The following is a 12,360-nucleotide window of genomic DNA, read 5'->3' as shown; positions in this document are numbered from 1 at the left end:
AGGGGACAGGTGAGAGTCTAGACACACTTCGCAACAGTCCCGTTCCACATCGAATCAGCCATACAGTTTCCCTGTGGGAGCGGGCTTGTTCGCGAAGAGGGCGTGTCAGGCAATATTAATGTTGACTGACCCACCGCCTTCGCGAGCAAGCCCGCTCCCACATGTGATGTGTGTTGCCCCTTCAATAATCGAAAAACACCGTCTCCGCCTCAGTGCCCTGCAAAATCACATTCCACTGATAAACACCCGCCGCATCCGGCTTCGCCAGCAACGTCCCGCGGCGCTCAGCCGGCACACATTCCAGCAGCGGATCATTGACGTTCGCCGGATCGCCTTCGAAGTAAATGCGTGTCAGCAAGTGTTTGACCAGGCCGCGGGCAAACACCAGCACCACCAGGTGCGGGGCCTGGGTCGAGCCCTTCAGGCCTTCGACCGTGCCCGGTTTGATCGTGGTGAAACGGAAGCGCCCTTCGGCGTCCACCGGCACCCGGCCGAAACCTTCGAAGTGCGGGTCCAGCGGTTTGTCCTGCTCGTCTTCCGGGTGCGCGTATTTGCCGGCGGCGTTGGCCTGCCAGACTTCGAGCATCGCGTCGTTGACCACATCGCCGTTGCCGTCAACGACTTGTCCAGTGATCGCCACGCGCTCGCCGAGGGTTTGTTCGACCGCGAGGTTTTCGCGGTTCAGCCAGGTCAGGCCGATGTGGTAGTATGGCCCGACGGTGTGGGACGTGGTGGCAGTCAGCGTCATCTTATTTCTCCATCGGCGTGGCGTCGCGGCCGCGCAAGACGATGTCCCAGCGATAGCCGAGGGCGTAGGACGGAATGGTTTTTTCCAGATCGAAAGCGGCGATCAGACGTTCCTTCGCGGAGGTGTCCGGCACGCAGTTGTAGATCGGGTCGTAGGCCAGCAGCGGGTCGCCGGGGAAATACATCTGCGTCACCAGACGGGTGAGGATGCTCGGCCCGAACAGCGAGAAATGGATGTGCGCCGGGCGCCACGCATTATGGTGGTTGCCCCACGGATAGGCGCCTGGCTTGATGGTCTGGAACTGATACCAGCCGTCGGCGTCGGTCACAGTGCGGCCGGTGCCGGTGAAGTTCGGGTCCAGCGGCGCGTCGTGCAGGTCACGCTTGTGGTTGTAGCGACCGGCGGCGTTGGCCTGCCAGATCTCCACCAGAATCCCCGGCACCGGCAAACCGTTTTCGTCGAGCACACGGCCGTGAATGATGATGCGCTCGCCCAACGGCTCGCCGTCGTGCTGGGCGGTCAGGTCGTTGTCCTTGTCGGCGACGCGTTCGGCACCGATGGTCGGGCCGGTGATCTCCGACAACGAATGCGGCAGAAACACCAATGGCTTGGACGGCGAGCGCAGGTTGGTGGATTGATACGTCGGGTGCAGGTACTCAGGCTGGGTGCCTTCCTGCGGACGACGGTAGCCAGGCTTGTCAGTCATTTCGCTTTCCTCAGTTCTTATCAGTCGACGCGCTGCGTCAGACGCGTTCGATGGCCAGGGCCAGACCCTGCCCGACGCCAACGCACATGGTCGCCAGACCTTTCTTGCCGCCGGTCTTTTCCAACTGATGCAACGCGGTCAGCACCAGTCGCGCGCCGCTCATGCCCAACGGGTGACCCAAGGCAATCGCGCCACCGTTCGGGTTGACCTGCGACGCATCGTCGGCCAGACCCAGTTCCCGCAGCACCGCCAGGCCCTGGCTGGCGAAGGCTTCGTTGAGTTCGATCACGTCGAAATCGCTGACCGCCACCCCGAGACGCTCGATCAGTTTGCGCACCGCTGGCACCGGGCCGATGCCCATCACCCGTGGCGCGACGCCGGCACTGGCCATGCCCAGCACTTTGGCGCGGGCGGTCAGGCCGTGTTTCTTCACCGCTTCAGCCGAAGCGAGAATCAGCGCGGCCGCGCCGTCGTTGACCCCGGACGCGTTGCCAGCGGTGACAGTCTTGTCCGGGCCGTTGACCGGTTTGAGTTTGCTCAGGGCTTCAATTGTCGTGTCGGCGCGAGGATGTTCGTCCTGGCTGACCACGGTTTCGCCCTTCTTGTGGGCGATCCGCACTTCGACGATTTCCTCGGCGAAGTAGCCCGCAGCCTGCGCAGCGGCGGTGCGTTGCTGGCTGCGCAGGGCGAACGCGTCCTGGTCGGCGCGCGATACTTTATAGTCGTCGGCGACGTTGTCGGCGGTCTGCGGCATCGCATCGACGCCGTACTGGGCTTTCATCAACGGGTTGATGAAACGCCAGCCGATGGTGGTGTCTTCCAGTTTCATGTTGCGCGAGAACGCCGCGTCAGCCTTGCCCATCACGAACGGCGCGCGGGACATCGACTCGACGCCACCGGCAATCGCCAGCTCCATCTCGCCACTGGCAATGGCGCGGAACGCGGTGCCGATCGCGTCCATGCCCGAAGCACAGAGACGGTTGAGGGTCACGCCCGGCACGCTCTCCGGCAGGCCGGCCAGCAGCAGCGCCATGCGTGCCACGTTGCGGTTGTCTTCGCCGGCCTGGTTGGCGCAGCCGAGGAACACTTCGTCGATCGCGTTCCAGTCCACCGAGGGATTGCGCTCCATCAGCGCCTTGATCGGCACGGCGGCCAGATCGTCGGCGCGCACGGCGGCCAGACCACCGCCGAACCGGCCGATGGGGGTGCGAATCGCGTCGCAGATATACACGTCACGCATCATGCTTCTCCCGGTGCCTGGCCGTGGGCGGCGGCGGTGCGCGCTTCGAGATCGCGCAGCGCGGTCAGTTCGACCTCGGTCGGCGCAGCCGTGGTTTCAACGTTGTCGGCAAAGCGGATCGCCCAACCGGTGGCGGCGACCACTTGCTCGCGGGTCACGCCCGGATGCAGTGCGGTGACCACGAATTCGTGGGTGTCCGCTTCCGGCTCCATGATGCACAGGTCGGTGATGATCCCGACCGGACCGGCGCCCGGCAGGCCCAGACGCTTGCGTGAATCGCCGCCCTCGCCGTGACCGACCGAGGTAATGAAGTCGAGTTTGTCGACGAACGAGCGCGCCGACTGTTTGAGGATGATCAACACGCTTTTCGCCGAGCCGGCGATTTCCGGCGCGCCACCGGCACCCGGCAGGCGCACTTTCGGCGCGTGATAGTCGCCGACCACGGTGGTGTTGATGTTGCCGAAACGGTCGACCTGCGCCGCGCCGAGAAAACCGACGTCGATGCGCCCGCCCTGCAGCCAGTAGCGAAAAATCTCACCGGTCGGCACGACGGTGTCGGCAGTTTCCGCCAATTCGCCGTCACCGATCGACAGCGGCAGCACGCTTGGTTTGGCGCCAATCGGGCCGGATTCGTAGATCAGCACCACGTCCGGCGACGAAGTCAGGCGCGCGAGGTTGGCGGCTTTCGACGGCAGACCGATGCCGACGAAGCACACCGAGCCGTTTTTCAGGCGACGGGCCGCAGCGACGGTCATCATTTCATTGGTGGTGTAAGTCATTACTTGGCCTCCGAAGCAGCGGCCAACTTGGCCTGGAACTCGCTGAAATCAGCGCAGCCATGGATGTATTCGTTGATCCACGCGGTAAACGTCTCACGGTCACGGGCGATCGGATCCCACGCCTGATAGAAACGATTGTCACGCTCGGTGTAACCGTGGGCGTAGGACGGATGCGCGCCGCCGGGTACATGGCAAACCGCGCTCAAGGCCCAGGTCGGCAGCACGCAGGCATTCATCGGGGCGTTGAGGTTATCGACGATCTCCTCGACGGTGACGATGCAACGCTTGGCCGCCAGCGCGGCTTCTTTCTGCACACCAAGAATGCCCCACAGCAACACGTTGCCTTGGCGGTCGGCCTTCTGCGCGTGGATCACGGTCACGTCCGGACGTACCGACGGCACCGCCGCCAGCACTTCACCGGTGAACGGGCAGGTCACGGATTTGATCAGCGGATTGACCTTCGGCAGGTCGGAACCGGCGTAGGCCCGCAGCACGGCGAACGGTAGGCCGGAAGCGCCGGCGACGTAGGCGTTGGCCAAGTCAGCGTGGCTGTGCTCTTCGATTTCCAGCGCATGCGGCCACTGCTTCTCGACCGCGTCGCGCAGGCGGTGCAGCGAACCCACACCCGGGTTGCCGCCCCAGGAAAAGATCAGCTTGCGTGCACAACCGGCACCGATCAGTTGGTCGTAGATCAGGTCAGGCGTCATCCGCACCAGGGTCAGATTTTTCTTGCCCTGACGAATGATTTCATGACCTGCGGCTGTCGGAATCAGGTGAGTGAAGCCTTCGAGCGCGACGGTGTCGCCGTCGTTGACGAATTGCTTCACCGCGTCGTGCAGCGAAAGGATCTCAGCCATGGAGCAGGCTCCCGTTTTTGTAGTGAATCGCCAGTGAGAAAAAGGCGCGAGGTTCAGCGCCGGAGTCACTGCAGATTAAGCCGCTGAAAATCGCCAAACAATCCGATAATCGACTGAGTGTTCGTTTATCGAACAGATTGTTACCACCCTATCAATCAAAGCCAAAGGCATCGCGAGCAAGCCCGCTCCCACATTTGAAATGTGTTATCCCTGTGGGAGCGGGCTTGCTCGCGAAGGCGCCGGAACATGCAGCGCGGATCAAAATGACTCGACTCAAGTCGCATCCGCATGACTCACCACGCCTTTAATCACCACCGCAGTCGTTGCCAACGCCGCCGGAATCACCAACGCCGTCAACACCTGCTCAAAGTTCCAGCCCAATCCCAGCAACGTCGCGCCCATCCACGCCCCGAGAATCGCACCAAAGCGGCCAATCCCGAGCATCCACGACACCCCGGTTGCGCGGCCCTGGGTCGGATAAAACCGCGCCGCCAGCGAAGGCATCGCCGATTGCGCACCGTTGACGCACATCCCCGCCACCAGCACCAAGGTTGCGAGCAACGTGATGTTGCCCAGGCTCTGCCCTACCGCGTAGGCAAACACCCCGGCCAGCAGGTAGAACGTGCCGATGACCTTGTGCGGATTGAAGCGGTCCATCGCCCAACCCACAGCGACCGCACTCAACACCCCGCCGAACTGGAACAACGCGCCAATGAACGCCGCCTGCTCCATGCTCGCCCCGCTGTCACGCATCAGGGTCGGCAGCCAACTGGTCAGGAGGTAGACGATGACCAGGCCCATGAAGTAGGTCAGCCACAGCAGCAAGGTACCGACGCTGTAGGTGCCGGAGAAAATCACCGCGAACACGTTGCGCGCCTTGACGGTTTTCTGTTCCGGCACGCTGAAACTCGAGGCCTGCGCGACGGTGACCGGATCGATCGGCGACAAGGTCTTGCGTACTTTGTCGGTGCCGCGATTGCGCACCACCAGAAAACGCGCCGACTCCGGCAGCCAGAACAGCAGCACCACCGCGAGGATCAGCGGCAGGATCCCGCCGATCAGCAGCAGGCTGTGCCAGCCGAACGCCGGGATCAGCTTCGCCGAAATGAAACCGCCGCCAGCCATGCCGAGGTTGAAACCGCAGAACATGCTGGTCACCAGCAAGGATTTCTTGCGCTCCGGGGTGTATTCCGAGAGCAGTGTGGTGGCGTTGGGCATGCCGGCGCCCAGACCGAGGCCGGTGAGGAAACGCAGCACCAGCAATTGTTCGACGTTGGTGCTGTAGGCCGAAGCCAGACTGAAAGCGCCAAACAGCAGCACCGCGCCGACCAGTACCACTTTGCGCCCGAAGCGGTCAGCCAGTGGGCCGGAACCCAGTGCGCCGAACACCATGCCGATCAGCGCGGCACTCATCACCGGGCCGAGGCTGGCGCGGTCGATGCCCCAGTCCTGGGACAAGGCCGGGGCGATAAAGCCCATCGCCGCGGTGTCGAGGCCATCGAGAAACACAATCAGGAAACACAGGATCACCACGCGCCACTGATAGCGCGAGATCGGTTGGGCATTGATGAAGGTCTGCACGTCGAGGCAGTTACCTACAGCGGACTGAGGCTGGTTCATTATTTTTATTCCACGCAAAAAACGCAGTCGAACGGCGGCCGGCCAAAAAGCGGCACGGTCACAAGAATAGAAGGCTGGAATCAGGCGTTGCGGTGAATCCGGCAACAGGGAATGGGGCTGAGACAGTCGGGGAGCATGCGCATGGTGAGTTGCCTCTTGTCATTATTATGGGAGTCGACAATCCGGCAGGCTCATTCACATCTGCGCCGGATGACGCTGCCGCGACATTAATGATCCGAGGCTTTTAGCGTCAATTCGATAAACGCAACACTGTGCGTTTATCGAACAGCTTCATCAGGCGAACAACTGGGCGCTGAGGTCGCGGCTGGCACTGAGCAGGCCCGGCAGAAAGCGTTGCTCCAGCTCGGTACGGCTAACGCGCCCCGCGTGGGTACTGACGTTGAGCGCCGCGACCACCTGGCCCGACGCGTCGTACACCGGCACGGCAATCGAACGCAGGCCTTGCTCGAGTTCCTGATCGACGATGCACCAGCCCTGCTGCCGAACTTCCTGCAGGCATTCGAGCAGACTTTCCGGGGTATGCAGGGTGCGACTGGTTTTGGCCACCAGTTCGGCATGGTCGAGGTATTCGCCCAGCGAGGTGTCGTCCAGCGCCGCCAGCAGGATGCGGCCCATCGACGTGCAATACGCCGGTAGCCGCCCACCCACCGACAGGTCCACCGAAATCAGCCGCTGCGTGGTCGCCGAACGGGCGATGTACAGAATGTCGTCGCCTTCAAGTGTGGCCATGTTGCAGGCTTCGTGCAGTTGCTCGCTCATGCGGTCGAGGTACGGCTGGGCCGACACCGCCAGCGGCGTCGATGACAGATAGGCGTGGCCAAGGGTCAGGACTTTGGGCAGCAACGAATATGTGCGGCCATCGGTGGTGGCGTAACCCAGTTTGATCAAGGTGTGCAGGCAACGACGCACGGCGGCGCGGGGAATTTCCGTGCGGTGGCTGATCTGGGCGATGGTCAGGTGTCGCTTACGCTCCTGAAACGCCTGCACCACCGCCAGGCCACGGGCCAGCGAGGTCATGAAATCCGGATCGCCGGTCAGCGCCTGGATGCGCTTGGCCGGCGAAGCGACGATCGGCGGCGCCACGGAGGTGAAGGAGTTGCGCATTTGATCGTTCATTTCTTGTCCTTTTGCATCACGGATCAATGGCTATACAAGCGGCTCGCCGACAGATGCACAAGGGCCGAGACGCCAAGATTGGGCGATTATCGAACCGCCGACCGATTATCGCAATCCATCAGCCGCCGTCCTTCGCGGCTTCTTCAATCGTTGGGCCAACCTGTTCAGCCAACTTTGCATGACCCATTAGTTGCTCGACTTAATGGCGCCAGAAACTGAACGCGCGTCCTTAAAGGTTTCGACAAATTTCAACTAGCGATAAAACTTGTCAGCAACAAAACGATCACACATCCCGAACCGTTTTTAACTTGGCAAAGATAGTCAATCCCGATTCGACCGCTATAATGCACCTCAGTGGCGCCGCGTTTTCACTGGCCGAGGGTGCCGCCCGCTGATGCGCTGCCTATTGCCGTCAGCCCCGGCCAGCGCCTGACGCTCATTATTCATGCACCGCCAGCGCGCTTGCTGAAACAGGAAACTGATGCTGCGTCAGTTTTAATCTGGTGCCGTAGCCGCCTGCAACATGGAAGTCTTGATCGCCCTGCCGACAACTCCAATGCCTGAACTGGCATTGCCCCTCGGTGGACGTGTTCAATCGACTCGTTGCCGTGCGTTTCACCAGACATTTATCTCAACTCAAACAGGTAGCACTGTGACGAAAGACGAACTGCGCGCGGAACTTGAGCGCCAGGAACAACGTTACAAGGAAGTTTACGGCGGGGAAGTCACCACCTACGCCGCCCAACCCGAACCGGAACGCAAGGCATGGCGTAAACGCCCCACAGTTCAGGATCAGGTTTTCCAGCAAGAACTGAAAAAGATGGAAGAAGAACTCAAAACCGAAGAGCCATGAACGGGCGATCCTGAGTTTTTCGAGGGCCTGCGTCGCCACCGGCTACAAGCACGGTGACCCGATGATGCCTTGCGCGCCCGCTACCCGCGGGCAGCGGCCACCTCCCCCGTCCTGCACGGGAAAGGAGCGTGTCTGACTCGTTTCAGAGATATTTCACACAAACGTTTGAGGCCCCTGCGCGCTCGACAAAACGCCTGCTGCCTGAAAGTTTTTCCAAGCCAATCAAGCACTTGAAAAACCCTGCAACACGCTCGGGCTTTGCACCTTGCAACAATTTAATTCGACATTGATTGCTACCGATGAGCAGGTAGGGGATCGATTTCCAGTCTTTTCTGGCATAATCGCGCCCCCTTATGACCGGGTCAGAAAACCTTCATGATCGATTTATTCAGCGGACTGGATGCTTGGGTGCTTGTGAGCCTCTTGCTCGCCCTGACGTTTGTCCTCGCCTTCGAGTTCATCAATGGATTTCATGACACCGCTAACGCGGTAGCCACTGTTATCTACACCAAAGCCATGCCGCCTCACCTGGCGGTGTTCTTCTCCGGTGTGTTCAACTTCCTCGGCGTGTTGCTGGGCGGCGTTGGCGTGGCGTATGCCATTGTTCACCTGCTGCCGGTAGAACTGCTGATCAATGTGAACACCGGCCATGGCCTGGCGATGGTGTTCTCGTTGCTCGCCGCGGCGATCACCTGGAACCTGGGCACCTGGTACTTCGGTATCCCGGCCTCCAGCTCCCACACCCTGATCGGCTCGATCCTCGGCGTCGGCCTGGCCAACGCCCTGATCAACAACATCCCGTTGGCCGACGGCGTGAACTGGCAGAAAGCGATCGACATTGGCGCCTCGCTGGTGTTCTCGCCAATGGCTGGCTTCCTGATCGCCGCGCTGATCCTGATCGGCCTGAAGTGGTGGCGCCCGCTGTCGAAGATGCACAAGACCCCGGAACAGCGCCGCAAGATCGACGACAAGAAGCACCCGCCGTTCTGGAACCGCCTGGTCCTGGTGATCTCGGCCATGGCCGTGAGCTTCGTGCACGGTTCCAACGATGGCCAGAAAGGCATCGGCCTGATCATGCTGGTACTGATCGGTATCGTGCCTGCACAGTTCGTGCTTGACCTGAGCAGCACCACCTACCAGATCGAGCGCACCCGCGACGCGACCTTGCACCTGAGCCAGTTCTACAAGCGCAACGCCGATTCCCTGGGCGAATTCCTGGCCCTGGGCAAAAGTGTTGAAGGCGATCTGCCGGAAAAATTCCGCTGCAACCCGCAGCAGACCGAACCGACCATCAACGCCCTGCTTGGCACCCTTAAAGGTGTAGCGGACTACCATTCGCTGTCCTCGGAAAGCCGCATCGAAGTCCGTCGCTACCTGCTGTGCCTGGACGATACCGCGAAGAAAGTCGGCAAGCTGCCAGGCCTCGAAGCGCGTGAAAAGGCTGACCTGGACAAACTGCGCAAAGACCTGACCACCACCACTGAATACGCGCCGTTCTGGGTGATTCTGGCGGTCGCCCTGGCCCTCGGCCTGGGCACCATGGTCGGCTGGAAACGCGTGGTACTGACCATCGGCGAGAAGATCGGCAAGCAAGGCATGACCTACTCTCAGGGCATGTCGGCGCAGATCACTACTGCCAGTCTGATCGGCATGGCCAACATTTTCAGCCTGCCGGTGTCCACCACCCACGTCCTGTCCTCGGGCGTGGCCGGCACCATGGTCGCCAACAAGAGCGGCCTGCAGGGTGGGACTGTTCGCACTATCCTGCTGGCGTGGGTGCTGACCTTGCCGGCGACTGTGGCGTTGTCGGCTGGGTTGTTCTGGTTGGCGTCCAAAGCGTTGGGTAGCTGATAGACTGCTTCAAGCTTTGATGAAAAGGCGTGATTCGAAAGGATCGCGCCTTTTTTGCTTTGGTTGGATTGGGGGCATATCCGTTGCTGCGGGTGTTGCCGCTGGCGGTTTCGCTCTTACAGCGAGTCACCTTTTCCAAACGCCGAAAAGGTAACCCAAAAGGCTTTGCCCCGGCGTACGGCACTTCGCTGAGGCTCAGTGTTCCCTCGCTACGGTGTCCATCAGGGGGCATCGCCTACGGTTTGCTTCGCTGCACCTCCTCTCGATGTATGCGGCTTCGCCGCATGGCGCTGCGCGCCTACCCCCTGATGGACACCTTCGCTCGGCCTGCCGAAGGGGCTTGAAGATCAAAAGCCACATCAAGAGCCAGAGCCAGAGCCAGAGCCAGATCAAAAGATCGCAGCCTTCGGCAGCTCCTACATGGGATGGGGTGTATTCAGTAAGAGATTGTTCGGCTATCAGGCCGCCTTCGCGAGCAAGCCCGCTCCCACAGTAGGGCCGGGTATATCAGTAAGAGATTGGTCGGCTGTCAGGCCGCCATCGCCAGCAGGCTGGCTCCTACAATTTAGAGAACGTGCACCCCATGCGGCGAAGCCGCCCCACTCAACACAATGAGCGTTAGCTCGAGTACCGCTTTTGATTTTGATCTGAGGGCCCGTCGGCAGGCTGAGTGGAGGGATTTATCCGGGGGTGGGAGCGCAGCGACCGTTTGGCGCAGCCAAACACAGCGAGAGGAGGTGCAGCGAAGCAAACCGTAGGCGCTGCCCCCCGGATGAATCCCGGAGCGAAGGAACCCGAGCCCAGGCGAGGGCCGAACGTCAGGGTAAAGCCTTTTTGGTTACTTTTTCGGCGTCTGGAAAAAGTGACCCGCCGTAAGGGCGGAACCCTAATCAGCAACCCCCGCAGAAACGGATATACACCCAAAACCCCAAGAACATGGTCGGCCCAAAGGCCGCCAAGAACAAAAAAAAAGGGCAACCGAAGTCGCCCAAAATGCCTTGCGTGCTCATCAAACCCAGAAAGACTACTTCTTGCGCTTATTCGCATCCTTCCAGATAAAAAATCCAAACCCTGCAAAAAACAGAACCATGAGACCTACGGTCAGAACCCCGGCAAACACCACGTTATCGAAAAACATGACTGTGGCCTCCTGGCCCCTGCTTTGCTGCGATGGAACTAAGTTAACCAATCACGCAGACGCAGAAATTGACCAGGATCAAGTCCGGACAACACAGAAGGCAAAGGCGGGAAAATAACTGACCTGCATCAAAGGACGCAGGGGGAGATCAACGCTTTTTCGGCTTGTTTTTCGACTTTTTCTTGGCTTTTCCCAGCGGCATCGCTTGCTCGAAGGCCTTGCGCACTTCGTTCAGGCGTTTCTCGTTGAGATCATGCACACGCTTGGCGCGCTCGGTGCTGAGGTCGATCAGTTTGTCGTCTTGGCTCATGGCGGGTGCATCACTTGAAAGAATCACAACTGCCGCATCAAAGGCAGGACTGCGCCAATAATGCCGCCTGGCGCCGAGCCTGACCAGCCGTCGACGCGGGCAACCTGGAACAATTGATGTACCACGCGGCGGTTTTCACCGCACAATCTGCGCTTTGCCGCGAACCCCAAGGATGTTTGCCGTGCCCCTGCATCAGGACCTGCCGCCGCTGATGGCCCTGCGCGCCTTTGAAGCCGTGGCCCGCCATTTGAGTTTCATCAAGGCTGCCGACGAGTTGTCAGTGACCCAGAGTGCGATCAGCCATCAGGTGCAAAAACTCGAAGAGTTTCTCCACCTGCGCCTGTTTGTCCGACGCACCCGGGCCATCGATCTGACGCCCGCCGGGGAAGCGTACTACCGACAAATCGAACCCGCCCTCGCTGTCATTGCGGCCGCCACCCGGCAACTGCGCGGCGAGCAGCCGACCACCTTGCGCATCGGCCTGCTCGCCTCCTTCGCCACTTTATGGCTGGCGCCGCGACTGGCGGATTTCAACACGAAAAACCCACACATCCACGTCGAACTGCTGCCCTCCGTGCAATTGGCCGATGTCGATGGTGGCGAGGTGGACATGGCGATCCGTTATGGCAAGGGTGGCTGGCCGAAAGTCCTGGCCCGACGCTTCATGAGCGAAACCCTGACCCCGGTATGCAGCCCGGATTTCAAGGCCAAAGGCGTGAAAAACGGCCCGCTGCTGATGGCCAAATCGCACCAGCCTTTCGAATGGACAGACTGGTATCAGCACAGCGGCATCGACCTGAGCCACGTCCCCAGTGTCATGCTCCATGACTACAACATCGTCGTCGAGGCGGCGGTCGCCGGTCAGGGCATCGCCATGGGCCGTCAATGCCTGATCGAACGCCGGCTCAAGGAGGGCTCTCTGGTACCGGCGTTTGACACGCCGCCGATGCATGGCGACATCGGTTATTGGCTGGTCACTCCCGATCGCCCGTCTGGAGCAGCCGTGCAGAGTTTCATCCAATGGCTGGATGAACAGGTCCATGCATGAGCGATTTCGATACGTCGGATTAGATCTATCCGTTTGTCGTCAATCCGTCGCTTCAACATGCTGATGACCTCAT

12 protein-coding genes are annotated in these 12,360 nt (G+C 60.6%); 3 read left to right on the top strand and 9 right to left on the bottom strand.

What is annotated here, in order from left to right; translation table 11 throughout:
• Positions 1 to 181: 181 nt before the first annotated feature.
• The 7 genes from pcaG to pcaR all read right to left on the bottom strand — a co-directional run bounded on the left by pcaG (position 182) and on the right by pcaR (position 7,087).
• Positions 182 to 748 (bottom strand): protocatechuate 3,4-dioxygenase subunit alpha, encoded by a 567-nt coding sequence (pcaG, locus tag V9L13_RS27255; protein ID WP_003222412.1) that lies wholly within the window; start codon positions 746 to 748, stop codon positions 182 to 184.
• Between the two features lies 1 nt (position 749).
• Positions 750 to 1,454 (bottom strand): protocatechuate 3,4-dioxygenase subunit beta, encoded by a 705-nt coding sequence (gene pcaH, locus V9L13_RS27250; protein ID WP_041070512.1) that lies wholly within the window; start codon positions 1,452 to 1,454, stop codon positions 750 to 752.
• A 37-nt stretch (positions 1,455 to 1,491) separates the two neighbouring features.
• Positions 1,492 to 2,697 carry a 3-oxoadipyl-CoA thiolase gene (gene pcaF / locus V9L13_RS27245; RefSeq protein ID WP_338800998.1) on the bottom strand — a complete coding sequence of 402 codons (1,206 nt, stop codon included), beginning with the start codon at positions 2,695 to 2,697 and terminating at the stop codon, positions 1,492 to 1,494.
• A complete protein-coding gene (locus V9L13_RS27240; protein WP_338800997.1) occupies positions 2,694 to 3,473 on the bottom strand; it encodes a CoA-transferase subunit beta in 780 nt (259 codons plus the stop codon). The genes pcaF and V9L13_RS27240 overlap by 4 nt, the downstream gene beginning before the upstream one ends.
• Entirely contained in the window at positions 3,473 to 4,330 is an 858-nt protein-coding gene (locus V9L13_RS27235) for a CoA transferase subunit A (RefSeq protein WP_338800996.1), read from the bottom strand. Before V9L13_RS27235 ends, V9L13_RS27240 begins: the two co-directional genes overlap by 1 nt.
• A gap of 273 nt (positions 4,331 to 4,603) precedes the next feature.
• On the bottom strand, positions 4,604 to 5,950 hold the full coding sequence (locus V9L13_RS27230; protein ID WP_338800995.1) for an MFS transporter: 1,347 nt from the start codon (positions 5,948 to 5,950) through the stop codon (positions 4,604 to 4,606).
• A gap of 294 nt (positions 5,951 to 6,244) precedes the next feature.
• The gene (pcaR, locus tag V9L13_RS27225) at positions 6,245 to 7,087 is read right to left on the bottom strand and encodes a pca regulon transcriptional regulator PcaR (protein WP_003222399.1); all 843 of its coding nucleotides are present in this window, start codon (positions 7,085 to 7,087) and stop codon (positions 6,245 to 6,247) included.
• A 652-nt stretch (positions 7,088 to 7,739) separates the two neighbouring features.
• On the opposite strand from pcaR, the gene V9L13_RS27220 reads away from it, so the two are divergent.
• Complete coding sequence (locus V9L13_RS27220; RefSeq protein ID WP_003222398.1) at positions 7,740 to 7,940, top strand: hypothetical protein; 201 nt, start codon at positions 7,740 to 7,742, stop codon at positions 7,938 to 7,940.
• A 375-nt stretch (positions 7,941 to 8,315) separates the two neighbouring features.
• Positions 8,316 to 9,791 carry an inorganic phosphate transporter gene (locus V9L13_RS27215; RefSeq protein ID WP_003222397.1) on the top strand — a complete coding sequence of 492 codons (1,476 nt, stop codon included), beginning with the start codon at positions 8,316 to 8,318 and terminating at the stop codon, positions 9,789 to 9,791.
• 1,024 nt (positions 9,792 to 10,815) lie between these two features.
• Here the strand turns inward: V9L13_RS27215 and ccoM are convergent.
• Both ccoM and V9L13_RS27205 read right to left on the bottom strand, forming a co-directional pair.
• Entirely contained in the window at positions 10,816 to 10,929 is a 114-nt protein-coding gene (gene ccoM, locus V9L13_RS27210) for a cytochrome c oxidase subunit CcoM (protein WP_003222396.1), read from the bottom strand.
• A 148-nt stretch (positions 10,930 to 11,077) separates the two neighbouring features.
• Positions 11,078 to 11,239: a hypothetical protein gene (locus V9L13_RS27205; protein WP_177327516.1), complete on the bottom strand. Its 162-nt coding sequence runs from the start codon at positions 11,237 to 11,239 to the stop codon at positions 11,078 to 11,080.
• Positions 11,240 to 11,420: 181 nt separating this feature from the next.
• Between V9L13_RS27205 and V9L13_RS27200 the strand changes: the two genes are divergently transcribed.
• Positions 11,421 to 12,287, top strand: coding sequence for a LysR substrate-binding domain-containing protein (locus V9L13_RS27200; protein WP_338800993.1), 867 nt, complete (start codon positions 11,421 to 11,423; stop codon positions 12,285 to 12,287).
• Positions 12,288 to 12,360: the final 73 nt, after the last annotated feature.

The sequence above is a fragment of the Pseudomonas sp. RSB 5.4 genome (assembly GCF_037126175.1).
Taxonomy (GTDB): Bacteria; Pseudomonadota; Gammaproteobacteria; order Pseudomonadales; family Pseudomonadaceae; genus Aquipseudomonas; species Aquipseudomonas fluorescens_H.
Note: the sequence above shows the minus strand (reverse complement) of the source record. Positions and strands in the feature narration are given on the sequence as shown.

Bases quoted from the DNA above. Each gene is read 5' to 3' on its own strand.
- pcaG (WP_003222412.1), bottom strand. From the start codon at position 748: ATGACGCTGACTGCCACCACGTCCCACACCGTCGGGCCATACTACCAC.
- pcaH (WP_041070512.1), bottom strand. From the start codon at position 1,454: ATGACTGACAAGCCTGGCTACCGTCGTCCGCAGGAAGGCACCCAGCCT.
- pcaF (WP_338800998.1), bottom strand. From the start codon at position 2,697: ATGATGCGTGACGTGTATATCTGCGACGCGATTCGCACCCCCATCGGC.
- V9L13_RS27240 (WP_338800997.1), bottom strand. From the start codon at position 3,473: ATGACTTACACCACCAATGAAATGATGACCGTCGCTGCGGCCCGTCGC.
- V9L13_RS27235 (WP_338800996.1), bottom strand. From the start codon at position 4,330: ATGGCTGAGATCCTTTCGCTGCACGACGCGGTGAAGCAATTCGTCAAC.
- V9L13_RS27230 (WP_338800995.1), bottom strand. From the start codon at position 5,950: ATGAACCAGCCTCAGTCCGCTGTAGGTAACTGCCTCGACGTGCAGACC.
- pcaR (WP_003222399.1), bottom strand. From the start codon at position 7,087: ATGAACGATCAAATGCGCAACTCCTTCACCTCCGTGGCGCCGCCGATC.
- V9L13_RS27215 (WP_003222397.1), top strand. From the start codon at position 8,316: ATGATCGATTTATTCAGCGGACTGGATGCTTGGGTGCTTGTGAGCCTC.
- ccoM (WP_003222396.1), bottom strand. From the start codon at position 10,929: ATGTTTTTCGATAACGTGGTGTTTGCCGGGGTTCTGACCGTAGGTCTC.
- V9L13_RS27205 (WP_177327516.1), bottom strand. From the start codon at position 11,239: ATGAGCCAAGACGACAAACTGATCGACCTCAGCACCGAGCGCGCCAAG.